The sequence below is a fragment of the Kribbella turkmenica genome, from assembly GCF_004348725.1.
Classification (GTDB): Bacteria; Actinomycetota; Actinomycetes; order Propionibacteriales; family Kribbellaceae; genus Kribbella; species Kribbella turkmenica.
Window position 1 is genome coordinate 28,762 of the sequence record NZ_SMKR01000002.1, and the last position, 25,269, is coordinate 54,030.

The 25,269-nt window shown below is 69.2% G+C and carries 19 protein-coding genes; 12 read left to right on the plus strand and 7 right to left on the minus strand.

Annotated elements, in window-relative coordinates:
- Positions 1-8: 8 nt before the first annotated feature.
- From E1218_RS00690 to E1218_RS00715, 6 genes are all read left to right on the plus strand, one after another.
- Positions 9-1,871, plus strand: a complete 1,863-nt coding sequence (locus tag E1218_RS00690; protein ID WP_132315081.1) for a right-handed parallel beta-helix repeat-containing protein — start codon at positions 9-11, stop codon at positions 1,869-1,871.
- Between the two features lie 5 nt (positions 1,872-1,876).
- Positions 1,877-3,727 carry a right-handed parallel beta-helix repeat-containing protein gene (locus tag E1218_RS00695; protein WP_132315083.1) on the plus strand — a complete coding sequence of 617 codons (1,851 nt, stop codon included), beginning with the start codon at positions 1,877-1,879 and terminating at the stop codon, positions 3,725-3,727.
- A gap of 5 nt (positions 3,728-3,732) precedes the next feature.
- The gene (locus E1218_RS00700; RefSeq protein ID WP_132315085.1) at positions 3,733-5,562 is read left to right on the plus strand and encodes a right-handed parallel beta-helix repeat-containing protein; all 1,830 of its coding nucleotides are present in this window, start codon (positions 3,733-3,735) and stop codon (positions 5,560-5,562) included.
- Positions 5,563-5,800: 238 nt separating this feature from the next.
- Positions 5,801-6,847, plus strand: coding sequence for an ABC transporter permease (locus E1218_RS00705; RefSeq protein ID WP_233711909.1), 1,047 nt, complete (start codon positions 5,801-5,803; stop codon positions 6,845-6,847).
- A gap of 115 nt (positions 6,848-6,962) precedes the next feature.
- On the plus strand, positions 6,963-7,892 hold the full coding sequence (locus tag E1218_RS00710) for a carbohydrate ABC transporter permease (protein WP_132315087.1): 930 nt from the start codon (positions 6,963-6,965) through the stop codon (positions 7,890-7,892).
- Entirely contained in the window at positions 7,889-9,508 is a 1,620-nt protein-coding gene (locus E1218_RS00715; protein ID WP_132315089.1) for a type 2 periplasmic-binding domain-containing protein, read from the plus strand. The genes E1218_RS00710 and E1218_RS00715 overlap by 4 nt, the downstream gene beginning before the upstream one ends.
- 49 nt (positions 9,509-9,557) lie before the next feature.
- On the opposite strand, the gene E1218_RS00720 is transcribed toward E1218_RS00715, so the two are convergent.
- Complete coding sequence (locus E1218_RS00720) at positions 9,558-10,811, minus strand: SGNH/GDSL hydrolase family protein (RefSeq protein ID WP_132315091.1); 1,254 nt, start codon at positions 10,809-10,811, stop codon at positions 9,558-9,560.
- 107 nt (positions 10,812-10,918) lie between these two features.
- Here E1218_RS00720 and E1218_RS00725 point away from each other — a divergent pair, with 107 nt between their 5' ends.
- Positions 10,919-13,420, plus strand: coding sequence for a DEAD/DEAH box helicase (locus tag E1218_RS00725; protein ID WP_132315093.1), 2,502 nt, complete (start codon positions 10,919-10,921; stop codon positions 13,418-13,420).
- On the opposite strand, the gene fabV is transcribed toward E1218_RS00725, so the two are convergent.
- Both fabV and murA read right to left on the minus strand, forming a co-directional pair.
- Positions 13,407-14,591: an enoyl-[acyl-carrier-protein] reductase FabV gene (gene fabV, locus E1218_RS00730; protein WP_132315095.1), complete on the minus strand. Its 1,185-nt coding sequence runs from the start codon at positions 14,589-14,591 to the stop codon at positions 13,407-13,409. The two genes, E1218_RS00725 and fabV, sit on opposite strands and share 14 nt — an antisense overlap.
- Before the next feature lie 13 nt (positions 14,592-14,604).
- The gene (murA, locus tag E1218_RS00735) at positions 14,605-15,891 is read right to left on the minus strand and encodes a UDP-N-acetylglucosamine 1-carboxyvinyltransferase (protein ID WP_132315097.1); all 1,287 of its coding nucleotides are present in this window, start codon (positions 15,889-15,891) and stop codon (positions 14,605-14,607) included.
- A gap of 49 nt (positions 15,892-15,940) precedes the next feature.
- Here murA and E1218_RS00740 point away from each other — a divergent pair, with 49 nt between their 5' ends.
- Positions 15,941-16,525, plus strand: coding sequence for a cob(I)yrinic acid a,c-diamide adenosyltransferase (locus E1218_RS00740; protein WP_132315099.1), 585 nt, complete (start codon positions 15,941-15,943; stop codon positions 16,523-16,525).
- Between the two features lie 12 nt (positions 16,526-16,537).
- Here E1218_RS00740 and sppA read toward each other — a convergent pair whose 3' ends face one another.
- Together sppA and E1218_RS00750 are read right to left on the minus strand one after the other, a co-directional pair.
- Positions 16,538-18,190 (minus strand): signal peptide peptidase SppA, encoded by a 1,653-nt coding sequence (gene sppA / locus E1218_RS00745; RefSeq protein WP_132315101.1) that lies wholly within the window; start codon positions 18,188-18,190, stop codon positions 16,538-16,540.
- 91 nt (positions 18,191-18,281) lie between these two features.
- Complete coding sequence (locus E1218_RS00750) at positions 18,282-18,614, minus strand: hypothetical protein (protein WP_132315103.1); 333 nt, start codon at positions 18,612-18,614, stop codon at positions 18,282-18,284.
- A 131-nt stretch (positions 18,615-18,745) separates the two neighbouring features.
- On the opposite strand from E1218_RS00750, the gene E1218_RS00755 reads away from it, so the two are divergent.
- From E1218_RS00755 to E1218_RS00765, 3 genes are all read left to right on the plus strand, one after another.
- On the plus strand, positions 18,746-19,090 hold the full coding sequence (locus tag E1218_RS00755) for an STAS domain-containing protein (protein WP_132315105.1): 345 nt from the start codon (positions 18,746-18,748) through the stop codon (positions 19,088-19,090).
- Between the two features lie 73 nt (positions 19,091-19,163).
- Entirely contained in the window at positions 19,164-21,143 is a 1,980-nt protein-coding gene (locus E1218_RS00760) for a protein meaA (protein ID WP_132315107.1), read from the plus strand.
- Positions 21,144-21,207: 64 nt separating this feature from the next.
- The gene (locus tag E1218_RS00765; RefSeq protein WP_132315109.1) at positions 21,208-22,038 is read left to right on the plus strand and encodes an aldo/keto reductase; all 831 of its coding nucleotides are present in this window, start codon (positions 21,208-21,210) and stop codon (positions 22,036-22,038) included.
- A 54-nt stretch (positions 22,039-22,092) separates the two neighbouring features.
- Here E1218_RS00765 and E1218_RS00770 read toward each other — a convergent pair whose 3' ends face one another.
- A complete protein-coding gene (locus tag E1218_RS00770) occupies positions 22,093-22,593 on the minus strand; it encodes a pyridoxamine 5'-phosphate oxidase family protein (protein WP_233711910.1) in 501 nt (166 codons plus the stop codon).
- An 86-nt stretch (positions 22,594-22,679) separates the two neighbouring features.
- Between E1218_RS00770 and E1218_RS00775 the strand changes: the two genes are divergently transcribed.
- Positions 22,680-24,566: a hypothetical protein gene (locus E1218_RS00775; protein WP_233711911.1), complete on the plus strand. Its 1,887-nt coding sequence runs from the start codon at positions 22,680-22,682 to the stop codon at positions 24,564-24,566.
- Here E1218_RS00775 and E1218_RS00780 read toward each other — a convergent pair.
- Positions 24,547-25,266 carry an isocitrate lyase/PEP mutase family protein gene (locus E1218_RS00780; protein ID WP_132315113.1) on the minus strand — a complete coding sequence of 240 codons (720 nt, stop codon included), beginning with the start codon at positions 25,264-25,266 and terminating at the stop codon, positions 24,547-24,549. The two genes, E1218_RS00775 and E1218_RS00780, sit on opposite strands and share 20 nt — an antisense overlap.
- Positions 25,267-25,269: the final 3 nt, after the last annotated feature.

Consider the following 25,269-nt stretch of genomic DNA (forward strand, 5'->3'; position numbering starts at 1 on the left):
CGCCCAACATGTCCACAAAGAGAACCAGGCGTACGGCGTTCAGCGTCGGCGCCGGGGCGGTAGCCGCCGCCCTGGTGGCCGTGGCTGCCGTCCAGCTGAACACCCAGCCCGCGGGCGCCGCCAAGTGCGAGAACTTCTACGTCGCACCGAACGGCGACGACCAGGCCAAAGGCACCGAGAAGAGCCCGTGGAAGACGATCACCCGGGCCCGCGACGAGATCCGGAACAAGCGGCTCAACGACCGGATTGGCTGCGACATCACCGTCAACCTGAAGGCCGGCGAGTACCCGGTCTCGTCCACCGTCCGGTTCGACCAGCGCGACTCCGGCAGGAACGGCCACCGGGTCGTCTACCGCAGCATCGACGGGCCGGGGAAGGCGACCCTGTCCGGGGCCGAGGAGATCACCGGCTGGACGCCGTACCGAGACGGCATCTACAAGGCGAGGATCGACGCCTCGAAGCCGTTCTACACGCTGTTCGAGGACGGCACCCGGGCCACCAACGCCCGCTACCCGAACCGCGGCACCGAGGACACCTGGTCGCCGTACCTGACGTCCATCCTCTACGAGGAGGACAAGATGGACGTCCGCAACTGGATGTGGGGCAAGCCCGGTGACTGGGACCCGAGCTGGGACCTGAGCCAGGCGTCGGTGACCATCTGGTCCGGCGGCTCGTGGTCGTGGTTCACCGACACGATCCCATTGCTGGACACGAACTTCAGGAAGACCCAGACGACGCTCAAGCACTGGACCCGCTACGCGATGGTCAACAGCCGCGGCGGCTCCCGGTACTTCTTCCACAACTCGCTCAGCTTCCTCGACCAGCCGGGGGAGTACTACCTGGACTACAAGGCCGGCGAGGTCTACTACAAGCCGCGCGGCGGCACGATGGACGGCGTCAAGGTGCTCCGGCCGACTGTGAAGACCGTGCTCGACCTGGCCGGGAAGTCGGCCGACGACCGGCTGCACGACGTCACCTTCGACGGGCTCGGGGTGCAGTACTCCGACTTCGTCACCTGGTACCGCAGCGGCTGGGTGTCCAGCGGCGATGCCGGCGTGGAGCACAAGTACCCGGAGTACGACCGGCAGATCGAGCTGCCGCGGAACCGGTTCGGCGCGATCCGGCTGACCAACACCAGCAACATCGACCTGACCAGGCTGCGGGTGTCGGACACCGGGTTCAGCGGGATCTACCTGCTGTTCGCCAACGACCACACCCGAATCACCGACAGCCTGCTGGAGAACATCGGTGCCGACGGCATCAAGGTGGAGGGCGGCTGGCCCGGTGAGGGCGACCTGAACAACCACCACACGATCTCGAACGTCTTCATCGACCATGTCGGCGAGTTGGTACCGGGTGACGCGGCCGGGATCGAGCTGATGGACACCGGCGACAACACGGTCTCGAACGTCCACGTCCAGCACAGCGCCCGCTACGGCATCAGCCTGGAGTCGCGGCCCGAGGTCAAGGACGGCGAGCAGTACACGTCCGGCAACAGCTTCAAATACATCCGGCTGGAAAAGACCGGTCTCGACAGCGGCGACATGGGCGCGTTCTACACCTACGGCGTCGACAACCAGGAGCCGCACCCGGTGCAGAACACGGTCGAGCAGATGGTGGTCGGGGACGTGATCCCGGACCCGTCGATGCCGGACGCCGGCGGCACCCGCGGCGTGCACATGGACGCCGGTGGTTGCGGATTCTCGTTCGCGAACATCGAGGTCGGGAAGGTCTCCGACGACAAGTACCAGTCGTACAGGTGCAACCAGGTCACCAACGCCAACTGGGCCGAGGGTTTCGACGCCGCGAAGATGGAGTACGACAAGATCGGCGTACTGCCCACCTTCCCGTACGACGTGACGGGGCGGTGACCGGGATGCGAGTAGTGGGTGGACTGGTCATCGGTCTGGCTCTCGGAGTGATCGGCGCAGGCACCGCGCTCGGCGCGAAACCCGCCGAGCAGACGGGCTGCCGGTCGTTCTGGGTCGCACCGGACGGCAAGGACTCGGCCCAGGGCACGGAGTCGAAGCCCTGGCGCACGATCGAACACGCACGTGACACCATCCGCACGCGCGGGTGGAACCGGCACCTGTCCTGTGACCTGGTGGTCAACGTGAAGGCGGGGACCTACCAGGTCGACCAGACGATCGCCTTCGACGACCGCGACTCCGGGTCGAACGGACACAAGGTCGTCTACCGGAGCGCCGACGGGCCCGGGAAGGCCGTGCTCCAGGCAGCGCGGGAGGTCACCGGCTGGACGCCGTACAAGGACGGCATCTTCAAAGCCACGGTGGACGCCGACGAGCCGTTCTACACGCTGTACGTCGACGGCGAACGCGCCACCACCGCGCGGTACCCGAACCGGCGGTCCGACGAGGAGTGGGCGCCGTACCTGGAGTCGGTGCTGATCGAGCCGGAGAAGGAGGCGGTCCGCGACCAGGTCGGCTACACCGCGGGCGACTGGGACGAGACCTGGAACCTGAACAGCTACACCGACTGGCCGGCGCAGCTGATGATCTGGTCCGGCGGCTCCTGGAGCTGGTTCACCGACACGGTGCCGATCAAGAACGCGGACTGGAAGGACAACAAGGTCATCCTGGACTACTGGACCCGGTACGCGATGATCAACTCCCGGGCCGGTTCGCGGTACTTCGTCCAGAACTCGCTCGACCTGCTCGACGCCGAGGACGAGTACTACCTCGACTGGGCGGCTAAGGAGCTGTACTACAAGCCGCGCGGCGGCACGATGGACGGCAAGCGCGTGCTGCGGCCGACGCAGACCGAGGTGCTGTCGCTGGCCGGAGTCTCCCCGGCCCGCCGGCTGCAGGACGTCGCGTTCAAGGGGCTCGGCATCGCCGGCACCGACTTCATGCAGTGGTACCGGTCGGGCTGGATCAGTGCGGGTGACTCCGGTCAGAAGCACAAGTACCCGGAGTACGACCGGCAGATCGAGATGACCCGGAACCGGTTCGGCTCGGTCACGCTGACCAACACCCGCAACGTCGACCTCACCGGACTGCACCTGCGCGACACCGGCTACCACGGTGTCTACCTGCTGGCGGCCAACGACCACGTCTCGGTGACCGACAGCCTGCTGGAGAACATCGGCGGCGACGGGATCAAGGTCGAGGGTGGTTACCCGGGCGAGGGTGACGTCTCGAACCACAACACGTTCAGCAACCTCTTCATCGACCATGTCGGCGAGTTGGTGCCGGGTGACGCGGCCGGGATCGAGCTGATGGACACCGGCGACAACACGGTCTCGAACGTCCACGTCCAGCACAGTGCGCGCTATGGCATCAGTCTGGAGTCGCGGCCGGAGGTGAAGGACGGTGAGCAATACGCGTCCGGCAACAGCTTCAAGTACATCCGGTTGGAGGAGACGGGGCTGGACAGTGGCGACATGGGTGCGTTCTACACCTATGGCGTGGACAACCAGGAGCCGCATCCGGTGCAGAACACGGTGGAGCAGATGGTGATCACCGATGTGATCCCGGATGCCTCGATGCCGGACAGCGGTACCCGCGGTGTGCACATGGACGCCGGTGGTTGCGGATTCTCGTTCGCGAACATCGAGGTCGGCCAGGTGACCGATGACAAGTACCAGTCGTACAGGTGCAACCAGGTGACGAACGCCAACTGGGCCGAGGGTTTCGACGCCGCGAAGATGGAGTACGACAAGATCGGCGTGCTGGCGTCCTTCCCGTACGACGTGGCGGGGCGGTGAGTCAGATGCGTGTACTGGGTGGAGTGGTCATCGGTCTGGCTCTCGGAGTGATCGGCGCAGGCACCGCGCTGGGCGCGAAACCCGCCGCGCACACCGGCGGATGCCCCTCGTTCTGGGTGTCACCGGCCGGCGACGACGCCGGGCCGGGGACGGAACGCAAGCCGTGGAAGACGGTGGAGCACGCCCGCGACACCCTGCGGGTCCGCAAGCTCGACTGCGCGCCGGTGGTCAACCTGCGGGCCGGAACGTATCGGGTCGACCAGACGATCACCTTCGACGACCGCGATTCGGGAACGACCTACCGGAGCGTGGACGGTCCGGGGAAGGCGGTGTTCGAGGGCGCCACGGAGGTCACCGGCTGGACGCCGTACAAGGACGGCATCTTCAAGGCGCCGGTGGACATCGACAAGCCGTTCCACACGCTGTACGCCGACGGGAAGCGTGCCACCACGGCCCGCTATCCCAACCGGCGGTCGGACGACGAGTGGGCGCCGTACCTGCGCTCGATCCTGTTCGACCCGACCAAGGAGGCGGTCCGCGACCAGCTCGGCTTCAACGCCGGCGACTGGGACCCGTCCTGGGACCTGCGGCTCGGGACGTCGTGGCCGGCGCAGGTCACGGTCTGGTCGGGTGGCTCGTGGTCATGGTTCACCGACACCGTGCCGCTGCTCGACATCAACCACACCAAGCGGCGGACGACGCTGATCTACCCGGCCCGGTACGGGTTCGTCAACTCCGGCGGCGGATCGCGGTACTTCGTGCAGAACTCGCTCAGTCTGCTCGACCAAGACGGCGAGTACTACCTGGACTACCCGGCGAAGCAGCTGTACTACAAGCCGCGCGGCGGGACCATGGACGGCGTCAAGGTGCGGCGGCCGACGGTCGCCGAGGTGTTCTCGATCAAGGGTGTGTCGGCGAACCGGCGAGTGGAGAACCTGACCCTCGACGGTCTGGCGATCCAGCACACCGACTTCACGGAGTGGTACCGCTACGGCTGGAACGGCACCGGCGGGTCCGGGTTCCGGCACAAGTACCCGAAGTACGACACCCAGATCGAGCTCCCGCGGAACCGGTGGGGCGCGATCACGCTGACCAACACCCGCGGTGTCACGCTGACCCGGATGCACCTGCGGCAGACCGGCTTCACCGCGGTCGAGCTGCTGTTCGCGAACGAGCGGACGACGGTCTCGGACAGTCTGTTCGAGCACCTCGGCAACGACGGCATCAAGGTCGAGGGCGGCTGGCCCGGTGAGGGCGACCTTGCCCACAGCAACGTCTTCACCAACAACTACATCCACCACGTCGGCGAGCTGGTCCCGGGCGACTCGGCCGGCGTCGAGATCATGAACAGCGGCCGCAACGAGATCAGTCACACGGTTGTCGAGCACGGCGCCCGGTACGGCATCAGCATCGAGTCGCGGCCGGAGATCCCGAACGCCGACAACTACGCCGGCGGCAACACCGTCCACCACGTGCGGCTGTCGCACCTGGCCAAGGACAGCGGCGACACCGGTCCGTTCTACGCGTACGGCGTACGCAACCAACCGCCGTACACGCCGGACGCGGCGGTGTCGCAGCTGGTGATCGACGACGCCAACGCCGATCCGTCGATGCCGGACAGCAAGCCGTACGGCGTGCACATGGACTTCGGCGGCTGCGGGTTCGCGTTCTCCGACGTGAAGGTGACGAACACCCAGAACGACCCGTACCACGGGCCGTCGGCGGGACCGTGCGACACCTTCGAGAACGTCAGCTGGGAGGACGGGTTCGACGACTCCCGGATGGAGTACGACCGGATCGGCGTCCTGCCGTCGTTCCCGTACGACAAGCCCTGACGGACACCGAGCACACCTGCGGGCACGGACCGCGCTGATCGCCGGAGACGCTTCCGGCGACAGCGCGGTTCGTCCGATTTCCGGTCGAGTCTTCGCTCTGACTGGCCGATTCCGGCCACGACGCACCACGCGGGCTGCGCTCGTCGCCAAGACGCGCCAAGATCGTTCCCCGGGGGGACGGAAAGCGTTCTCCGCCCCGAGGGAGCGCTGCGTTCACCGACGACGCAGGGAGTGTTGCGTGGCTCGAACAGACGGAATCCTCAGCCCGCAAGCCGACAAATCCACCCACATCGATCAGGCCGGCGCGACCGGTTCCGGACCCCCGGGCCCCAGCGCGACCGGCAGATCCTCACCGCCGACCGGCAAGCCGTCGCTGTCGTGGTGGGCGCGCGCCAGGCGGGACAAGGTCCTGCTGCTGATGGCCGTCCCCGGTCTCGGCCTGCTGCTCGCCTTCCACTACCTGCCGTTGCTCGGCAACCTGATCGCGTTCCAGGAGTACCTGCCGTTCGTGCCGATGGGCCGCAGCGCGTGGGTCGGTCTGGACAACTTCGCGGTCATCTTCAACGGCGACGCCGAGTTCCTGAACGCGCTGAAGAACACGGTGCTGATCACGCTCGTCCAGGTGGTCTTCGTCCTCCCGGCACCGATCGCGCTCGCGCTGCTGCTGAACAGCCTGCTGTCGGAGCGGATCAAGCGGGTCGTCCAGTCGGTGCTGTACCTGCCGCACTTCCTCTCCTGGGTGATCGTGATCGCGATCTTCCAGCAGATCCTCGGCGGCAGCGGCCTGATCAACAACGTGCTGCGGTCCCAGGGCATCGAGACGATCGACTTCCTCGGCAACCCCGACAGCTTCATCGCGCTGCTCACCAGCCAGGTGATCTGGAAGGACACCGGGTGGGGGACGATCCTGTTCCTGGCCGCGCTGACCCAGATCGACCCCGGCCTGTACGAGGCCGCGCGGGTCGACGGTGCCTCGCGGCTGCGGCAGCTGTGGCACGTCACCGTGCCGGGGATCCGCGGACTGATCATCCTGCTGCTGATCCTGCGGCTCGGCGACTCGCTGACCGTCGGCTTCGAGCAGATCATCCTGCAACAGAACCTGGTCGGCAGACCGGCCAGTGAGGTCCTGGACACCTACGTCTACAACAACGGCGTCCTCGCAGGTCAATGGGGTGTGTCGGCCGCGGTCGGCCTGGTGAAGGGTCTGGTTGCCGTCGTCCTGGTGATCGGCGCCAACAAGATCGCGCACGTCTTCGGCGAGGCGGGGGTGTATCGCAAATCATGACTGCCTTTCTGCCCGGGCCGTCGGCGCCGGCGGGATCCTGGGGCCTCGGCTCCCGGCCTTCCGTCGCTCCAGTCGCTGCTTTCCCTCCACCCCTCAGTCCAGGCCGGGAGGCCCCATGACCACGACGAATCTGCAACGACCGGTTCGGGCGCCCGGCCGGTCCCAGGGGATCGAGGACAATCCCGCGATCCCGGTGCGGGTGATCAAGGGCGTCGTGCTGGTGCTGTGCTGCGTGGTGGTGATCGTGCCGTTCATCGGGGTGATCTCGACCAGCATCGCCAGCCAGGCCCACGTGACCAACTCCGGCGGCTTCGTCCTCTGGCCGGACGGCATCAACCTGGACTCCTACCGGACGATCTTCAACGGCGGCGTGGTCCTGCGGGCGCTCGGCGTCAGCTTCGTGATCACGATCGGCGGCACGTTGATCAGCCTTGTCGGGTCCACCATGCTGGCGTACGCGCTCAGCCGGCCGGGCTCCTTCGGGCAGCGGCCGATGCTGATGATCGTGCTGTTCAGCCTGTTGTTCAGCCCCGGCCTGATCCCGAACTACCTGGTGGTCAAGCAGTTCGGCCTGCTCGACTCGCTGCTGGCACTGATCCTGCCGACCGCGATCAGCGGCTTCAACGTGATCATCCTGCGGGCGTTCTTCATGGGCATCCCGGACTCGGTGGTCGACTCGGCCCGGATCGACGGTGCCGGTGACTTCCGGATCTTCTGGTCGATCGTGCTGCCGCTGTCGCGCGCCGTCCTCGCGGTCATCGGGCTGTTCTACGCGGTCGGCTACTGGAACGCGTTCTTCAGCGCGATGCTTTACATCAGCGACACCGCGAAGTGGCCGCTGCAACTGGTGCTGCGCACGTACGTGGTCAACAACACCGAGCTCAGCAGCGGTGACCTCGGTGGGGCGGGTGCCGACCAGCTCCCGCCGCAGGAGTCGATCCAGATGGCGATCCTGGTGGTGTCCCTGGTACCGATCCTGATCGTCTACCCGTTCCTCCAGCGGCACTTCGCCAAGGGCATGCTGACCGGGGCGGTGAAGGGATGAGCATGATCAGCCGACGAACCCTCCTCGGTGGATCGCTGGCGGCGGTCGCCACGGCCGGTGGCCTGAGCGGCTGCGCGACCGTGACCAGGTCGACCGACATCGCGGCGCTGAACAGGCCGGTGGCGTTGCCGACGTACAAGCGGTTCGACGGGCCGAAGCCGGACTTGCCGCGAAGCCACCCACTGATGCCGGACTGCTTCTACCGGTTCCCGGACCGGCCGGTCCGGACGACCGACGGCTCACCCGGTGACGGCAGCGACATCTCCGGCACCGCGCCGACGTCCAACCCGATCCCGCCGACCGCGGACCGCAACCCGTACTGGCAGGAACTGAACCGCCGACTCGGCTCACCGCTGGCGCTGACGATCTCGTCCGCGGCCGACTATCCCAACAAGTTCGCGACGTCGGTGGCCGGCGACACCCTCGGCGACCTGTTCAACGTCGACTCGGCGTTCGCCTACCTGCCGCAGTTCCTCGAGGCGCGGGCGCAGGACCTGACGGAGTACCTGTCCGGCGACGCGATCCTGGACTACCCGTTCCTGGCCAACCTGTCCACCGAGTCCTGGCGCGGGTGCGTGTACTCCGGCGGCATCCGGGCGGTCCCGATCCAGCGCGGGGTGATGTCGACCGACCTGCTGCTGGCCCGGCAGGACATCCTCGACAAGCTCGGGGTCGAGCTCGGGTCGCCCGACCTGGACGAGCTGGTCAAGGTGGCCAGGACGGTCACCGACGAGAAGAAGAAACGGTGGGCGTTCGCCGTGCCGCCCCGGTGGGCGCTGAGCGCGATGCTGGGGCTGCCGAGGGACTGGGAGGTTCGCGACGGCCGGCTGGTGCACAGCTGGGAACTCCCGGAACACAAGGAGATGCTGGTGATCACCCAGCAGATGGCCTCCGACGGGCTGATCCATCCCGACGGGGTGGCGAAGCACAACCAGAAGGTCTGGTTCAGCCAGGGGTCGGCGGTGATGACGCAGGACACCTACTCGTCGATCCAGAGCTTCTACCGGCGCAGTGTGGTGAAGGAGTTCGCGATCACGATCCCGGTCGTCCGCAACGCCGCGGGCAAGACCGGACGGGTCCTGCTGGGCAAGCCGAACAACTCGATCGCGGCGATCAAACCCAGCTCGCCCGAGCGGACGAAGATGCTGCTCGGGGTGCTGAACTGGATGGCCGCGCCGTTCGGGACCGAGGAGTACCTGTTCCGCAAGTTCGGGCAGGCCGGTCGGCACTACACGCTGAACGGCACCGACCCGGTGCTGACCGAGGCCGGCCAGAGCGAGGTCTGCCTGGGCGAGTTCCCGATCCAGTACCTGGCCGACGGCGGCTACCCGGTCTACTTCCCCGGGCATCCGGAGGCGGTCGACATGGCCTACGCACATCTCGAGGCGGTCCTGCCCACCGCGGTGCTGCCGTCGACGTACGGGCTCTACTCGCCGACCGAGTCCACCAAGGGCAAGGTTTTCACCAGCCGCATGGACGCCCTCACCAAGGACATCCAGCTCGGCCGGGCGAAGCCCGCCGCCTGGGACGAGGCCGTCGCCGACTGGCGGAAGTCCGGTGGGGACGCGATCCGCCACGAGTACGAAGAAGCGATGTCCGCTCAGGGCCGCAAGTAGCCCTGGATGCCGAGCGCACCGTCCGAGGGGACGGTGCGCTCGGCTCTTCTCAGTCGCAGCGCAAGGTGTCCAGGTCCGCGGCATGCCCCATCGCGTAGCTGCCGGCGTCATTCGGGTGGAGGCCGTCACCCCCGTCGTACGCCGTCCGGAGCCGGCTGGGATCGGCGGGATCCCGGGTGGCGGCGTCGAAGTCGACCACGCCGTCGAACTCACCGCTGGTACGGATGAAGGTGTTGACGGCCTGCCGGACGCCCTCCTTCTCCGGCGTGTACACGAACGAGCCGCCGACCGGCGTGATCGTCCCGCCGACGACGCACCGTCCGGAGGCGTGCACGCGGGTGATCAACTGCCGGTAGCCGTCGATCAGTTCGGCCGTGGTCGCGCCGGCATAGATGTCGTTGATCCCTTCGAGCACCAGAACGGTCCGTACGCCGGGCTTCGTCAGCACGTCCCGGTCGAGCCGGGCCAGCGCGCTCGGCCCCGCACTGCCGGCCTTCGCGACGCCGTTGAGCACCCGGTTGCCGGAGATCCCCTCGTTCGAGACGGCGAGCCGCCGGTGCTCGGGCAGTTCGGCGTACCGGTCGGCCAGCACGTCCGGCCAGCGGCGGTTCGTGTCGATCGTCGAACCGACCGACGAGGTGATCGAGTCGCCGAGCGTCGCCACCGTCGCCACCTGCTGCGGCGCACTCACGATCGCGGCGTTGAGGAAGAACCACGCCGAGGACTCGGTCTGGTACGCCGTGGCCGACTCGTCGGCCGCGTGGTCACCGGAGACCGACTTGTAGCTGTGCTGCATGGCCCGGTTGTGGGCCGTGATCACGCCCGTCGTGCCGACCACGTGCAGACTCACCGTGAGGCTGGTCTGCGCCGGCACCGGGCCGGGCAACGGGTCACTGATCGCGAGGCCACCCGGCGGGATCCGCACCGACGTCTTCCCGCCGAACGTCAGCCGCCGACTGGTCCCCGCGACGACGGTCGCACCGGCCTGGTGCCGGCCGACGTACACCGAGTCGGTGACCAGCGGCTGGTCGCCGTGGGCGTTCGACAACCTGATCCGCAGGTCCGATCCACCGACGCTCGTCCGCAGGATGTTCCGCACGGTCATGTCGGTCAGGGGCCCGCCGGCGATGTCGTCGCTCGCACCCCACGTCGTCACCAGCCGCGTCCCGTGCCCGCCCGCCGGGCTCGCCGCCGCCGGTCCGTCCGCCGCTCCGTCCGGGGCGGCGGAGTCCACCAGGCCCGCCGCGCCCACCGCCATCACCAGCACACTCGCGCCTGCTCGGCGCCACCAGGAAGTATTCATTCTGCCAAGTCACCGCTGAATAGATATAACCTCAACGAGTTGCAGCTGTTGCAGCGCCGAACGGCCCGTTCGCCGAGCCGAACGGTCGTCGGGGACAATGGGTCGCGATGACGCTGACCGAGAGAGTTCCGGCGAGCACCGACGCCGATGCCCTGTACGACGCCTTCGCGAGCTGGGTGGGGGAGCAGGGGATCTCGCTGTACCCGGCGCAGGAGGAGGCGCTGATCGAGGTGATGACCGGGTCGAACGTGATCCTGTCGACGCCGACCGGTTCGGGCAAGAGCCTGGTCGCCACCGGGTCGCACTTCTCGGCGCTCGCCAACGGCAGGCGCACCTTCTACACCGCGCCGATCAAGGCGCTGGTATCGGAGAAGTTCTTCGCGTTGTGCGACGTCTTCGGGGCCGACAAGGTCGGCATGCTGACCGGCGACGCGGCGGTGAACGCCGGTGCCCCGATCATCTGCTGCACCGCCGAGGTGCTCGCCAACGTCGCGCTCCGCGAGGGCGCCGCGGCCGACGTCGGCCAGGTGGTGATGGACGAGTTCCACTTCTACTCCGAGCCCGACCGCGGCTGGGCCTGGCAGGTGCCGCTGCTCGAGTTGCCGAACGCGCAGTTCGTCCTGATGTCCGCGACCCTCGGCGACGTCGAGCGGTTCGAGATCGACCTGTCGCGGCGGACCGGCCGGCCGACCGCGATCGTGTCGAGCGCCGAGCGCCCGGTGCCGCTGATCTACAAGTACGTCACCACCGCGCTGCACGAGACGCTCGAGGAACTGCTCACCACCCACCAGGCGCCGGTGTACGTCGTCCACTTCACCCAGGCCGCCGCGCTCGAACGTGCCCAGGCGCTGACCAGCATCAACGTCTCCTCGAAGGAGGAGAAGGAGAAGATCAACGAGCTGATCGGCGGCTTCCGGTTCAGCAAGGGGTTCGGCCGGACGCTGCAGCGGCTGGTGAAGCACGGGATCGGCGTCCACCACGCCGGCATGCTGCCGAAGTACCGCCGGCTGGTCGAGCAGCTCGCGCAGGCCGGGCTGCTCAAGGTCATCTGCGGCACCGACACCCTCGGCGTCGGCATCAACGTCCCGATCCGCACCGTCGTACTCACCGCCCTGAGCAAGTACGACGGACGGCGCCAGCGGATCCTGAAGGCGCGGGAGTTCCACCAGATCGCGGGCCGGGCGGGACGGGCCGGCTACGACACCTCCGGCACGGTCGTGGTGCAGGCACCGGATCACGTGGTGGAGAACGTGAAGGCACTGGCCAAGGCGGGTGACGACCCGAAGAAGCAGCGCAAGGTGCAGCGGAAGAAGCCGCCGGAGGGGTTCGTCACCTGGGGCGAGGACACGTTCGACCGGCTGGTCGCGGCCGAGCCGGAGGCGCTGCAGTCGCGGATGCGCGTCAGCCACGCGATGCTCCTCAACGTGATCGCCCGCGACGGCGACGCGTTCGCGAGCATGCGGCGGCTGCTCCGCGACAACCACGAGGACGCCCGGGCCCAGGTCCGGCTGATCCGCCGCGCGATCCAGATCTATCGCACCCTGCTCACCGCCGGCGTGGTCGAGCGGCTGGACGAGCCGGACGAGAACGGCCGGATGCTGCGGCTGACCGTCGACCTGCAGAAGGACTTCAGCCTCAACCAGCCGTTGTCGACGTTCGCGCTGGCCGCGCTCGACCTGCTCGACCCGGAGAGCCCGGAGTACGCGCTGGACGTGGTCTCCGTCATCGAGGCGACCCTGGAGGACCCGCGGGCAGTGCTGTGGGCGCAGGAGCACCACGCCAGGGGCGAGGCCGTGAACGCGATGAAGGCCGAGGGGATCGAGTACGAGGAGCGGATGGAGCTGCTCGAGGACGTGAGCTGGCCGAAGCCGCTCAACGAGTTGCTCGAGGCAACATTCGAGATGTACCGGCAGACCCATCCGTGGATCGCGGACACCGGGTTGTCACCGAAGTCGGTGGTCCGGGACATGTTCGAGCGGGCGATGACGTTCGGCGAGTTCATCGGCTTCTACGGGCTGGCCCGGTCCGAGGGCATCGTGCTGCGTTACCTGAGCGACGCCTACAAGGCGCTGCGGCAGACCGTGCCACCCGACAAGGTGAACGAGGACCTGACCGACCTGGTCGAGTGGCTCGGTGAGGTCGTCCGGCAGACCGACTCCAGCCTGCTGGACGAGTGGGAGGAGCTGACGAACCCGGCGGCCGAGGTGGTCGCCGAGCCGACGCCGGCCGGCCCACGCCGGATCACCCTGAACAGCAGGGCTTTCCGGGTCCTGGTCCGCAACGCGATGTTCCGCCGGGTCGAGCTCGTCTCGCTGCACCGGTGGGCCGAGCTCGGCCGGCTCGACGCCGACGCGGGCTGGGACGCCGGCCGCTGGGCCGAGGCCGGTACGGCGTACTACGCGGAGCACTCCACCCTCGACACCGGCCCGGCTGCCCGCGGCCCCGCGCTCTTCCTCGTCGAGGAACACCCGGGTTACTGGGAGGTCCAGCAGATCATCGACGACCCGGAGGGCAACCACGACTGGCGGATCACTGCGACCGTGGACCTGGCCGCCTCCGACGAGGCCGGCGACCTGGTCCTCGAGATGGTCTCGTTCAAGCCCCTCTAGCGCCCGGCCACTCCACGTCGACCTCCGTCGGCGCCTCGTAGTCGACCCCCGGTACGTCGAAGCCGTACAACCGCCGTACCTCGGAAAGGAACCAGCCGGCGTCGGCGACATCCGCGATGTTGTCCCGGGTCGCTGCCTCCCACTGGGCGCGGACGGCGGCCTGGACGTCGTCGGCCAGCTCCCACCGGTCCAGCCGGATGCGGCCCTCGCCGTCGAGATCGAACGGCGCCTCGCCGGTGAGCTGGTCCCACAGCGCCACCGACTGCTGGATGGGGGTCTGCAGGCTGTCGCCGAGGACCTTGTGCAGCAGGCTGACGTACAGCCCGATGCCGGGAATCGCGGACGACGCCTGGGTGACGGCGGCGCCGTTCACCGACGTCATCGCCCGGACGCCGTCCTTGCCGAGCGTCCGCGCGGTCTGCTCGAGGTCGGCCTTCGCCGCGCCGATCGAGCCCTGGCGGTAGATCGGGCCGGTGAGCTCGGAGCCGATGTAGGTGAGGGCGACGGTGTTGAAGCCCGGCAGGAGCAGTCGGCGCTCCTCGAGCGCCGTGACCCAGCGGGCCCAGTCCTCACCGCCCATCACCTTCACGGTCTGGGCGATCTCGTCCTCGGTCGCGACGTCGATGCCGACCTCCTGGAGGACCGGCCGCCCGTCCTCGAAGGCGAGGCTCTTGGTGGTGTGTGGGGCACCGATCGCCTTGAGCGCGGACTGGTAGGTCTCGCCGGTACGCGGGTCGACGCGACGAGGCGCGGCCACGCTGTAGATCAGGTGGTCGATCCCGCCCCACCGCTCGGCGATCAGGTCGAGCACCTCGGTCTTCGTGGTGTCCGCGAAGGCGTCCGCGTTGACGAAGTGGAACTCCCGGCCGAACTCGGCGGCCAGCACCGCGGTCTCGGCGGTCCGGTACCACCCGGCGGTCGCGGTACGACGAGCCGTCGGTGCCTTCTCGAAGGACACGCCGATCCCGTCGATCCCGTAGCGCGCCAGCCCGGCGATCGTCGCGGCCAGGCCGTAGCCGGAGCTCGACCCGATGACGAGCGCGGTCCGGCGTTCCGGTGCTCGGCGGTCGACCTTGGCGGCCGCATCCCGGACCAGCCGGGCGCACCCGGCTGGATGCGAGTCCAGGAAGAGGAAACCACGGCCGAGGGGCTTGATCACGCGCTCAGTCATGCGCCGACCCTACTTAATTCCAGTACATCTCCGCGTCGTCGGGCTCGACCGTGACGTCCGCACCCAGGCGGCGCAGGTTGCCGGCGAAGTCGGTGTAGCCGCGGTGCACGTGGTGCGCGGCGGACACCAGCGTCTCGCCCTCGGCCGCGAGGCCCGCGAGCACGAGGGCCGCGCCGGCCCGGATGTCCGAGGCCACGACCGGGGCACCGGACAGTCGCGGTACGCCTCGGACGACCGCGTGGTGCCCGTCGGTCTGGATCTGGGCGCCGAGCCGGGTCAGCTCCTGCGCGAACGTGAACCGGCCCTCGAACAGGTTCTCGGTCACCATCGCCGCACCGTCGCTGATCGAGTTCAGTGCGATCACGAACGCTTGCAGGTCGGTCGCGAATCCCGGGTACGGCAGCGTGACCACGTCCACCGGCTTCGGCCGGTCGTTCATCCGCACGCGGAAGCCGGACTCCAGCACGCTGATCTCCGCGCCGGCCTTGGACAGCTTGTCCAGCGGCAGTTCGAGGTGCTCGGCATGGCCGTTCGTAACCGTCACGTCACCCTTGGTGATCGCGGCCGCGAACGCCCAGCTTCCGGACACGATCCGGTCCGGGACGACGACGTGCTCGACCGGCCTGAGCAGGCCGGTCACCCCGGTGATCTCGATCCGCGGCGACCCGGCGCCGTCGACCTGGGCGCCCATCGCGACCAGCATCGCGGCGATGTCCTGGATCTCCGGCTCCCGGGCGGCGTTCTCGATCACCGTCGTACCGCGGGCCAGCACCGCGGCCATCATGATCGTCTCGGTCGCGCCGACGCTCGGGAAGTCCAGCCAGATCTCGGCGCCGTGCAGGCCCTGCGGCGCCTCGGCGATGACGAAACCGTGCTCGATGTGCACCTTCGCGCCCATCGCCTCCAGCCCGGCGACGTGCATGTTCAGTCCGCGGGAGCCGATGTTGTCGCCACCCGGCAGGGCCACCTCCGCCCGGCCGCAGCGGGCCAGCAGCGGACCGAGCACCGAGATCGACGCCCGGAGCTTGCGGACGAGCTCGTAGTCACACTGGTACCCGACCTCGCCCGGTACGGCGATCGTCGCGGTCCGCTCGCCCGGGTCCACCGTGACGGAGCAGCCGAGCGTGTCCAGCAACTGGGCCATGAAGGTCACGTCGAGGATGCTCGGCACCTGCCGCAGCAGCGTCGTACCCTCCGCCAGCAGGGCCGCTGCCATCAACTTGAGCACACTGTTCTTCGCCCCGGCGACTTCCACCGCTCCCTCGAGCCGTGCCTCACCCGCGATCCGAAACCGTTCCACCGGTCGACTGTAGCGTTTGAGTGTCACGGGCTTTGCGTAGAGTCCTTCCATGGCTGTGAACTTGACGCGGATCTACACCCGGACCGGTGACGCCGGCGAGACCCGCCTGGGCGACAACTCGACGACCTCGAAGACGGACCCCCGGCTGGCCGCGTACGGCGAGGTGGACGAGGCGAACTCGGCGATCGGAGTGGCCGTCGCCGCCGGGCACCTGAACAGCGCGCTGGTAATGCTGCTGACCCGGATCCAGAACGACCTGTTCGACGTCGGCGCCGACCTGTGCAACCCGATCACGCCGAACCCGGAGTACCCGCCGCTGCGGATCACCCAGGAGTACGTCGACCGGCTCGAGGGCTGGTGCGACGACTACAACAGCCGGTTGACCAAGCTCCGCTCGTTCGTCCTGCCCGGCGGCACCGAGGGCGCCGCCTACCTGAACGTCGCCCGCACCGTCGTCCGGCGCGCCGAGCGGGCCGGCTGGGCCGCTGTCGAGGCCCACGGCCCGTCGGTCAACCTGCTCGCGCTCACGTACCTGAACCGCCTGTCCGACCTGCTCTTCATCCTCGGCCGGGTGGCGAACCTGTCCTCCGGCGGCGACGTCCTCTGGGTCCCGGGTGGCGAACGCCGCCAGTGACCGTCGGCCGGACTACACCAGCTGCCAGTTCAGCGGCATCCGCAGCAGGCCTTCGGGCGGCAGCCCGAGCGCGCTGTAGATGCCGGTGGTCAGGCCGTCCAGGGTCAGCGGCTGGGCCTTGACCGCCAGGTCGTCGGTGGTCGTGGGCGCACGCAGCTGGTCCAGAAGGTTCCGGTGCGGGACCGTCGCCAGCCCGATGTTGTCGCGGTCGAGCCCCGCCCGGTTGCAAGCGATCGTCAGCGCGTGCTGGAAGCCGCCCAGCTCGTCGACCAGCTTGCGGGCGTGCGCGTCGGCGCCCGTCCAGACCCGGCCGCGGGCGAAAGCTTCCAACTGCTCCTCGGGCAGACCGCGGTCCTGGGCGGCCTTGGCGACGAAGTCCTGGTAGATGCGGTCGAGGGTCTCCTCCAGCCGGGTCCACTGCTCGTCGGTGAACTCCTCCTGGGCGGAGAACATCCGCGCGTTCTCGCCCTCGGACACGGCCTGCTGCGAGATGCCGATCCGGCCGAGCGCGTCCCGGACGACGCCCTTGCCGGTCAGGACGCCGATCGACCCGGTGATCGTGCTCGGCTGTGCGACGATCACGTCGGCCGGCATGGAGACGAAGTACCCGCCGGACGCGGCCACACTGCCCATCGACGCGATCACCGGTCGCCCGGTCGAGCGCAGCCGCAGCACCTCGTTCCGGATCGCGTCCGAGGCGACGTACGAGCCACCCGGACTGTCGACCCGCAGAATGACGGCCTTCACCTTGTCGTTGTCCGCGACGGCGCGCAGCGCGGCCCCGATCGTGTCGGACCCGGAGCTGGACCCACCGAGCGGGCTGCTGGAGTTCCGGCCCACGCTGATCCCACCGGACACCCGGACGACGGCCACCAACGGCTTCTGGGGCCACGGCAGCTGCTTGCGCAGGTCGTGCACCGTCCGCGGTCCGCGGCGGATGTACCGCTCGGCCAGCAGACGGGTGATCTCACCGAGTCCCTTCCGCAGTTCGTCGTACACGTCGGAGCGGTAGCCGATCCGGTCCACCAGCCCGGCTTCGAGCCCGGCCCGCGCGGGCAGGGGCGCGCTGTTCACGAGCTCGCGCACGCGGGCGGTGTCGAGCCGCCGCCGGACCGCGATGCCCTCGACGATCTGCTCGAACGCCGATTCCGCCAGCCGCGACGCCATCTCGCGGGCCGGCTCGGTCATCTCCTTCTCGGTGAAGGTGTCGGCGGCGGTCTTGTACTCGCGGCGCTTGCCGAACTGCGGGATCACGCCGGCCTTGTCCAGGGCGGCGCGGACGAATACCGCCTGCACGGAGATACCGGTGATCGCGAGGTCGCCGGACGGCTGCACCCAGATCTCGTCGAACGCGGTCGCCAGGTAGTACGGCACGGTGCCGTGACCGGTCTCGCCGAACGACTCGGTCCACGCGACCGCGGCCTTGCCCGACGTCCGGAAGTCCGCGACCGCCTCGCGCAGGTCCTGCACCTGGGCGAGCGACAGCCGTTGCCCGCCGAGATGGGCGACCAGGCCGACGACCGAGTCGTCGCGGGCGCCCTTGCGGAGAGCCGCCACCAGCTCCCGCAGGGTCGGCAGGTGCCGCGAACGGAACGCGGCGACCGGCGAGGCGGGCGGCGTCTCGAGGACGCCCCGGGTCAGATCGAGCTCGAGCAGAATCCCCATGGTCCGACCCTAGACCCGTGCACAAAGCACGCTCGGCGGACGGTGGGCGAGGGGCTCTGCGGCCAGGTGGACCGGCCTGCGGAGGCCGAGCTCAGGGAGCGTCGAGGAGCCCGCGGGCGGCGGTCTCGTCCCGCGGCCAGACGTACACCGTCCAGCCGTCCTTGGTCCGGGCCGCGGTCGCCGTAATGCCGAAGTCCTTCAGCATCGAAACCTTCACCCGGGCCTCGTTGTACGTGCGCACCGTCCGGACGTCGATCAGCAGCCCGAACGAGTCCCGCTCCGCCGGGCGCTGGTCGACACGCCGGACCAGCGAGCCGCCCTTCGCCTTCGAGAAGGCCCAGCGGCACAGCAGTACCATCAGCCCGGCCAGGGCGATGGCGACGAGAGGGAACACGAAGTACTGCTCGGCGAACACGGACACCATTGTCGCGCGAAAGAAAAGGTCGTGAGGTCTTGGCAACCTTTCGTGGTCCCGGGGAGTCTTTACGATCACAAGCAGCACGCTGCAGTGCGGCCGATGACTCGGGGGCCGCCGGGAGAGCGGAGGGCACGGACATGCTCGCACCGACCCACGACCAAACAGCAACGAACATCACGACGCCGAACAACGTCGTTCATCTGACCGGAATCCTGGACGTCCGCTCCGTCGGCGACGTCCGGCAGACCCTGAACACCGTGATCGACTCCTCGGTCGGCGACGTGATCGTGGACCTCGAGCAGGTCGACGCGGTCGACGCCACCGGCCTCGGCCTGCTGGTCGCGACCCACCGCCGGACCCAGCTCCTGGGCCGGCAACTCGTCCTCCGGCACCCGGTGCCGTCGGTGGTCCGCATCCTCGCCGTCACCCGCCTGCACCGGATCCTCCGGGTCGAGCGGGCCCCGCTGGCGATCATCGCCTGATGTGATCCAGACCCCTGGTGACACCGGTCACGAGGTGAGGACTCGTGCTGAAAGACGGCCTAGGGTCGCGTCCATGGCGACCACGAAGGATCGACCGTGGGTGATGCGGACGTACGCGGGCCACTCGTCCGCGGCCGAGTCCAACGCGCTGTTCCGGCGGAACCTGGCCAAGGGCCAGACCGGTCTGTCGGTCGCGTTCGACCTGCCGACGCAGACCGGGTACGACGCCGACCACCCACTGGCCAAGGGTGAGGTCGGGAAGGTCGGCGTACCGGTCGCGCACCTCGGCGACGTGCGAGCCCTGTTCGACCGGATCCCGCTCGCGCAGATGAACACCTCGATGACGATCAACGCCACCGCGATGTGGCTCCTGGCGCTCTACCAGGTGGCCGCGCAGGAACAGGGCGCGCTGCCGTCCGAGCTCACCGGGACGACGCAGAACGACATCGTCAAGGAGTACCTGTCGCGGGGCACGTACGCGTTCCCGCCGGACGCGTCGCTGCGGCTGACCACGGACGTCATCGCCTACACCGTCGCGCAGATGCCGAAGTGGAACCCGATCAACATCTGCAGCTACCACCTGCAGGAGGCCGGGGCGACTCCCGTCCAGGAACTCGCGTTCGCGCTGTCCACGGCGACCGCCGTACTCGACCGGGTCCGCGACGGCGGGCAGGTGCCGGTGGAGCGCTTCGGCGACGTCGTGCAGCGGATCTCGTTCTTCGTGAACGCCGGGGTGCGGTTCATCGAGGAGACCTGCAAGATGCGCGCGTTCGTGCGCCTGTGGGACGACCTCACCCTCAACCGGTACGGCGTGACCGACGCGAAGGCTCGCCGGCTGCGGTACGGCGTCCAGGTCAACTCCCTGGGACTCACCGAGGCGCAGCCGGAGAACAACGTGCAGCGGATCGTCCTCGAGATGCTCGGCGTCACGCTGTCGAAGAACGCCCGCGCGCGGGCCGTGCAGCTGCCGGCCTGGAACGAAGCCCTCGGCCTGCCGCGCCCCTGGGACCAGCAGTGGTCGCTGCGCATGCAGCAGGTGCTCGCCTACGAGTCCGACCTGCTCGAGTACGACGACATCTTCGACGGCTCGCACGTCATCGAGGCGAAGGTCGACGAGCTGGTGGCGGGTGCGCGCGAGGAGATCGACCGCGTGCAGGCGATGGGCGGTGCGGTGGCGGCCGTCGAGAGCGGCTACCTGAAGCAGGCGCTGGTCGCGTCGCACGCCGGACGCCGGCAGCGGATCGAATCCGGCGAGCAGGTCGTCGTCGGGGTGAACAGGTTCGAGAACACCGAGCCGTCGCCGCTGACCGCGGACCTCGGCACCGCGATCCAGACGGTCGACCCGGCCGCCGAGAGCGCCGCGCTCGAATCGCTGCGGACGTGGCGTGCCGAGCGGGACGGCAGGGCGGTCGAGACCGCGCTCGCCAAGCTGCGCGAGGTCGCGAAAGGCAGCGGCAACCTGATGCCGGTCACCCTCGAGTGCGCCCGTGCGGGCGTGACGACAGGGGAGTGGGCCGGCGTCCTGCGGGAGATGTTCGGCGAGTACCGCGCGCCGACCGGGGTGTCCGGATCCGTCGGCGTCTCCGGCGGCGGTGAAGCGATCGCCGCCGTACGGTCCAAGGTCGCCGCCACGTCCGAGGAGCTGGGCGGGCGGCTGCGCTTCCTCGTCGGCAAGCCCGGCCTCGACGGACACTCGAACGGCGCCGAGCAGGTCGCCGTCCGCGCCCGCGACGTCGGCTTCGAGGTGATCTACCAGGGCATCCGGCTCACCCCCGACCAGATCGTCGCCGCCGCCGTCGCCGAGGACGTCCACTGCGTCGGCCTCTCGATCCTGTCCGGCTCCCACATGGAACTCGTCCCCCAGGTCGTGGCCGGCCTCCGCGAAGCCGGCCTGGAAGACGTCCCCGTCGTCGTCGGCGGCATCGTCCCCGACGCCGACGCCCGAACCCTCCGCACCGCCGGCGTAGCCGCCGTCTACACCCCCAAGGACTACGACCTCACCGGCATGATGTCCGACGTAGTGAACGTCATCCGCCGAGCCAACAAACTGTAGGTCTGCACGACAACGGGATCCTGTGCTCGGGTTCGACTGTGCGTGTGGGTGGTAGAAGGGACGCATGGCTGCTGACAACGCTCAGGTGACTCGAGAGCTCTTCAACGGTGCGCAGATCCCGGTGATGGGGCTGGGGGTCTGGCAGGTGCCGGAGGGGCGGCAGTGTGAGCAGGCGGTGACCTGGGCACTCGAAGCCGGGTATCGGTTGATCGACACGGCCCAGGCGTACGGGAACGAGGCGAGTGTCGGGCGGGCGATCCGGAGCAGCGGCATCCCGCGGGAGGACATCTTCCTCACCACGAAGTTCTACCCGGGACGCCGGGACCCGCTCGCCGAGGCGGAGAAGAGCCTGCGGCGACTCGACACCGAGTATGTCGACCTGTACCTGATCCACTGGCCGCAGGGTGGGCCGACCTGGGCCTGGTCCGGCATGGAGAAGGCGTGCGAGGCCGGCCTGGCGAAGGCGATCGGCATCTCGAACTTCGGCGCGGACGAGCTCCAGGAACTGCTGGAGGTGAGCCAGATCCCGCCCGCGGTCAACCAGGTCCTGTTCAGTCCGTTCGAGTACCGCCGCGCTCTGGTCGAAGCCGGAGACCAGGCGGGCGTGGTCACCCAGGCCTACAGCCCGCTGGGAACCGGGCGGCACCTCGACGACCCGGTCGTCGGCCGCATTGCCGAGGCCGTCGGCCGCACGCCTGCGCAGGTCCTCATCCGCTGGGCGGTCCAGAAGGGCCTGTCGGTCATCCCCAAGTCCACCCACCGCGAACGCATCGAGGCCAACTTCGCCGTCTTCGACTTCGAGCTCGACGACGACGCTGTCGCCGCGCTCGACTCCCTCGACACCACCCACCGGACCGCCGACGCCTTGGGCCGCGGCGAGAAGTGGTGGTCCTGACGGGCGCCGGCGATCAGCTGCCGGACGAGGGCGTGGGCTCGAACCCGGTACCCGTCAGCCCGCGGACTTCTCCCGGAGGAGGTCTTCGACGGCCTTCGGGATGGTGGTTTCGAAGTCGAGGAGTTTGACCCAGGTGGGGGTGACGGTGATGACGACCATCTCGGCGTAGAGGGACTTCACGCCGGCTTCCCAGCCGGGGTACTGCTCGTCGGTCATCACCTTGTGGCCGGCGTGCAGGTAGCCCTCAGGAACGCCCTGGACGAGCTCCACCTCGGCGGCGCCGCGGATGAGCAGCACCTTGGGCGGGAAGGCGCCGGTGTCGATGGTGAGGGCGACGCGCGGGTTCTTGCGGAGGGCGGCGACCTTGGCGGACTTCGACGTCGTCGCCATCACGATCTGCGAGCCTTCGGTCCAGAAACCGATCGGGATGGCGCGCGGGTCGCCGTCGACCGCGGTGTACGCCAAGCGTGCGGGCTCGTTGCCGTTGAGCAGCGCCTGGGCGTACGGCTTGGCCAGGATCGCGGCGATCTCGTCCGGCGTCATGGTTGCGGTCATGGTGCGGATCCTTTCCATCGGGAGGTCGTTCTCACCCGGGGGACGAAGCCGACGCACGGTCCTCGACATCGATAGGTTGACCGATCGTGGAGATTTTCGGATTCGGTGCCGGGACGGTTCAGGTCGGTGACGACGGGGCGGTCGAGCGGGTGGTGCACCCGGACGGCCGGCAGGTGCTGCTCGAGGACGACGGCGGGGTGCACGACACGCTGCACGCCTGGGGCAAGGGTTTCATGGTCACCGACAGGGGCAGTCACCGGTTCGACCACCCCCCGTCGGTGCGGTGGCGGCAGACCGGGATCGACCTTCTGTACCAACCGGGCGAGCTCGAGCTGCGCGTCGGCCGCCGGTTCGGTGCGCAGTGGACGGAGACGTACGAGGTCCGCAACCCGACCGCCGAGCCGGTCGAGATCGGGTCGCTTGCAATCAGCACGCCGTACCGCGACATCTACCGTTCGAGCCGGGAGAGTCTGACCGGGGCGGTCCACGCGCACGTGTGGACGGGCGGTGCGGACGCGTGGGTCTGGGCGGTCCCGATGGACGGCAGTGGACCCGGGCTCGGCCTGCAGCTCAAGGAGGGCGAGCTGTGGGCGTACTCGGTCGAGTCGCGCGAGGCCGGCACCGGCAGCAACATCCGCGGCCACCTCTACCTGCACGTCACCGATCACGCCCGCGCTCCGCACGCGATGGGCGGCCAAGCCCCGATCACACTCGCCCCGGGAGCGTCGTACCGCTGGACCTGGCAGCTCTCCTGGTACGCCGACCTGCCCGCCTTCCACGCGGACCGGCGACCCCTGATCGACGCGGACCGGCTGGCGGCCCGAACCGGGCAGACGATCCAGCTGACCGGCGCAGGACCGACCGAGGTCACCAGTGACGAGCCGGGCGTGGTGCATGTCGACGCGACGGACGGCCACCGGACCGCGCGGATCGCTGTCCTGTTCCACGAACCACTCGAGGAGATCGTCGGACGACGGGTCCGGTTCATCCTCGACAAGCAGCGCCGGCCGGAGCTGGCGGACAGCCGCAGGTTCGCGTTCGTGCCGTACGACAACGACAGCGGGCTCACCGTGCTGTCCGGCGCGTGGGGCGACTGGTCGGACGCGCGCGAACGGATCGGGATGGCGATCCTGCTGCAAGAGGTGCGCGATCGCGGGTGGGGCGATCGCGCGGAGCTGGACGAGGCGCTCGCCGGGTACGAACGGTTCGTCCGCGAGCACCTGGTCGACGCGGACGGCACGGTGCAGGACGACAGCATCCACCAGGGCCGGGTGCGGCTCTACAACTTCCCGTGGTTCGCCCGGTTCCTGCTCGGCCAGGGCGATCGGGCTGCCGCGACCCGCATCCTCGAGCGGTACTACGAGCTCGGCGGCGCGCACTTCCTCGCCTTCGACCTCGGCCCGCTGCTGAGTGAACTCGGGCTGCGCGACCGGCTCGTCGAGCACGCGCGCACGTTCCTCGAGTACGGCGACGAACTGCCGCCGCACGAGGTGAACTACGAGCAGTCGATGGTCGCGCCGCTGCTCGAGCTCCTGGTCGCGGCGTACCGGATCGCGCCCGACCAGATCGACGGCGGCGAGCTGAACCGCCGGCTGGGCTGGCTGACCGCGTTCGCCGCCGACCAGCCCGACGTCCGGCTGCGGCACGTGCCGATCCGGCACTGGGACGGGTACTGGTTCGGCCGGCTGCGGCTGTGGGGCGACGTCTTCCCGCACTACTGGTCCGCGCTGAGCGCGGTCGTGTACGCCGCCTGGCCGCGCGAGCTGGTCGATCCGGCGGCCGCGTCCTGGCTGGATGCGGCCACCGACGCGATCCTGCGTGCGAACCTGGTCAACTTCGCGACCGACGGTACGGCGACCTGCGCGTTCGTCTACCCGAGCTGCGTCAACGGCCAGCCGGCGTACGTCGCCGACCCGCTGGCCAACGACCAGGACTGGGCCCTCGTCTACGCGCTCAGGCTGGGTCTCGACTGAGCCGGGGCAGGAGGTCGCGGAGCACGCCCATCAGGTACTTGTGCACGCTCGTCCCGTACGAGATCCGGATCGCCCCGGCCGCGACCAGCTCCGCCGCCGTCGGGCCGTCCGGTGCGGCGTGCGCGTTGATCGGCCCGCCGATCCCGGCGACGAGCTCCGGGAGGACGTCGGTCGGCGCGAAGATCGGGTAGACGCAGTCCGCGCCGGCCCGGCGGTAGAGGCGCCCCCGCTCGATGGCGTCGGCAGTGCGCTTGCGGGACAGGAAGGTGTCCACGCGCGCGTTGACGACCAGGTCCGCCCCCGCGGTGGCGCGGACCTCGGCCAGGTAGTCCGCCTGGCGCGCCGGGTCGACAAGCACGTCGCCGACCGAGTCCTCCAGGTTGCAGCCGACCGCCCCGGTCTCGAGCAGCCGCTGGGCGAACTCCTTCGGCGGCAGACCGTAGCCGGCCTCCAGGTCGGCGGTCACCGGTACGTCGACCGCCCGGGCGATCCGCGCGACGGCGGTGAACATCTCCGCCGCCGGGGTCGCCTGACCGTCGTCGTACCCGAGCACGCGGGCGACCGCGCCGCTGCTGGTCGCCACCGCGGGGAATCCGGCCTCGGCCACGATCCGCGCGCTGACCGGATCCCAGGCGTTCGGCAGGATGAGCGGCGTGCCGCCGTGGTGCAGCGCGCGGAACAGTTCGGCGTTCGATGCCATCGG

What these genes read in the sequence shown, in the direction of transcription:
- E1218_RS00690 (WP_132315081.1), top strand. Translation starts at nt 9, where the DNA reads ATGTCCACAAAGAGAACCAGGCGTACGGCGTTCAGCGTCGGCGCCGGG.
- E1218_RS00695 (WP_132315083.1), top strand. Translation starts at nt 1,877, where the DNA reads ATGCGAGTAGTGGGTGGACTGGTCATCGGTCTGGCTCTCGGAGTGATC.
- E1218_RS00700 (WP_132315085.1), top strand. Translation starts at nt 3,733, where the DNA reads ATGCGTGTACTGGGTGGAGTGGTCATCGGTCTGGCTCTCGGAGTGATC.
- E1218_RS00710 (WP_132315087.1), top strand. Translation starts at nt 6,963, where the DNA reads ATGACCACGACGAATCTGCAACGACCGGTTCGGGCGCCCGGCCGGTCC.
- E1218_RS00715 (WP_132315089.1), top strand. Translation starts at nt 7,889, where the DNA reads ATGAGCATGATCAGCCGACGAACCCTCCTCGGTGGATCGCTGGCGGCG.
- E1218_RS00720 (WP_132315091.1), bottom strand. Translation starts at nt 10,811, where the DNA reads ATGAATACTTCCTGGTGGCGCCGAGCAGGCGCGAGTGTGCTGGTGATG.
- E1218_RS00725 (WP_132315093.1), top strand. Translation starts at nt 10,919, where the DNA reads ATGACGCTGACCGAGAGAGTTCCGGCGAGCACCGACGCCGATGCCCTG.
- fabV (WP_132315095.1), bottom strand. Translation starts at nt 14,591, where the DNA reads ATGACTGAGCGCGTGATCAAGCCCCTCGGCCGTGGTTTCCTCTTCCTG.
- E1218_RS00740 (WP_132315099.1), top strand. Translation starts at nt 15,941, where the DNA reads ATGGCTGTGAACTTGACGCGGATCTACACCCGGACCGGTGACGCCGGC.
- sppA (WP_132315101.1), bottom strand. Translation starts at nt 18,190, where the DNA reads ATGGGGATTCTGCTCGAGCTCGATCTGACCCGGGGCGTCCTCGAGACG.
- E1218_RS00750 (WP_132315103.1), bottom strand. Translation starts at nt 18,614, where the DNA reads ATGGTGTCCGTGTTCGCCGAGCAGTACTTCGTGTTCCCTCTCGTCGCC.
- E1218_RS00755 (WP_132315105.1), top strand. Translation starts at nt 18,746, where the DNA reads ATGCTCGCACCGACCCACGACCAAACAGCAACGAACATCACGACGCCG.
- E1218_RS00760 (WP_132315107.1), top strand. Translation starts at nt 19,164, where the DNA reads ATGGCGACCACGAAGGATCGACCGTGGGTGATGCGGACGTACGCGGGC.
- E1218_RS00765 (WP_132315109.1), top strand. Translation starts at nt 21,208, where the DNA reads ATGGCTGCTGACAACGCTCAGGTGACTCGAGAGCTCTTCAACGGTGCG.
- E1218_RS00770 (WP_233711910.1), bottom strand. Translation starts at nt 22,593, where the DNA reads ATGACCGCAACCATGACGCCGGACGAGATCGCCGCGATCCTGGCCAAG.
- E1218_RS00780 (WP_132315113.1), bottom strand. Translation starts at nt 25,266, where the DNA reads ATGGCATCGAACGCCGAACTGTTCCGCGCGCTGCACCACGGCGGCACG.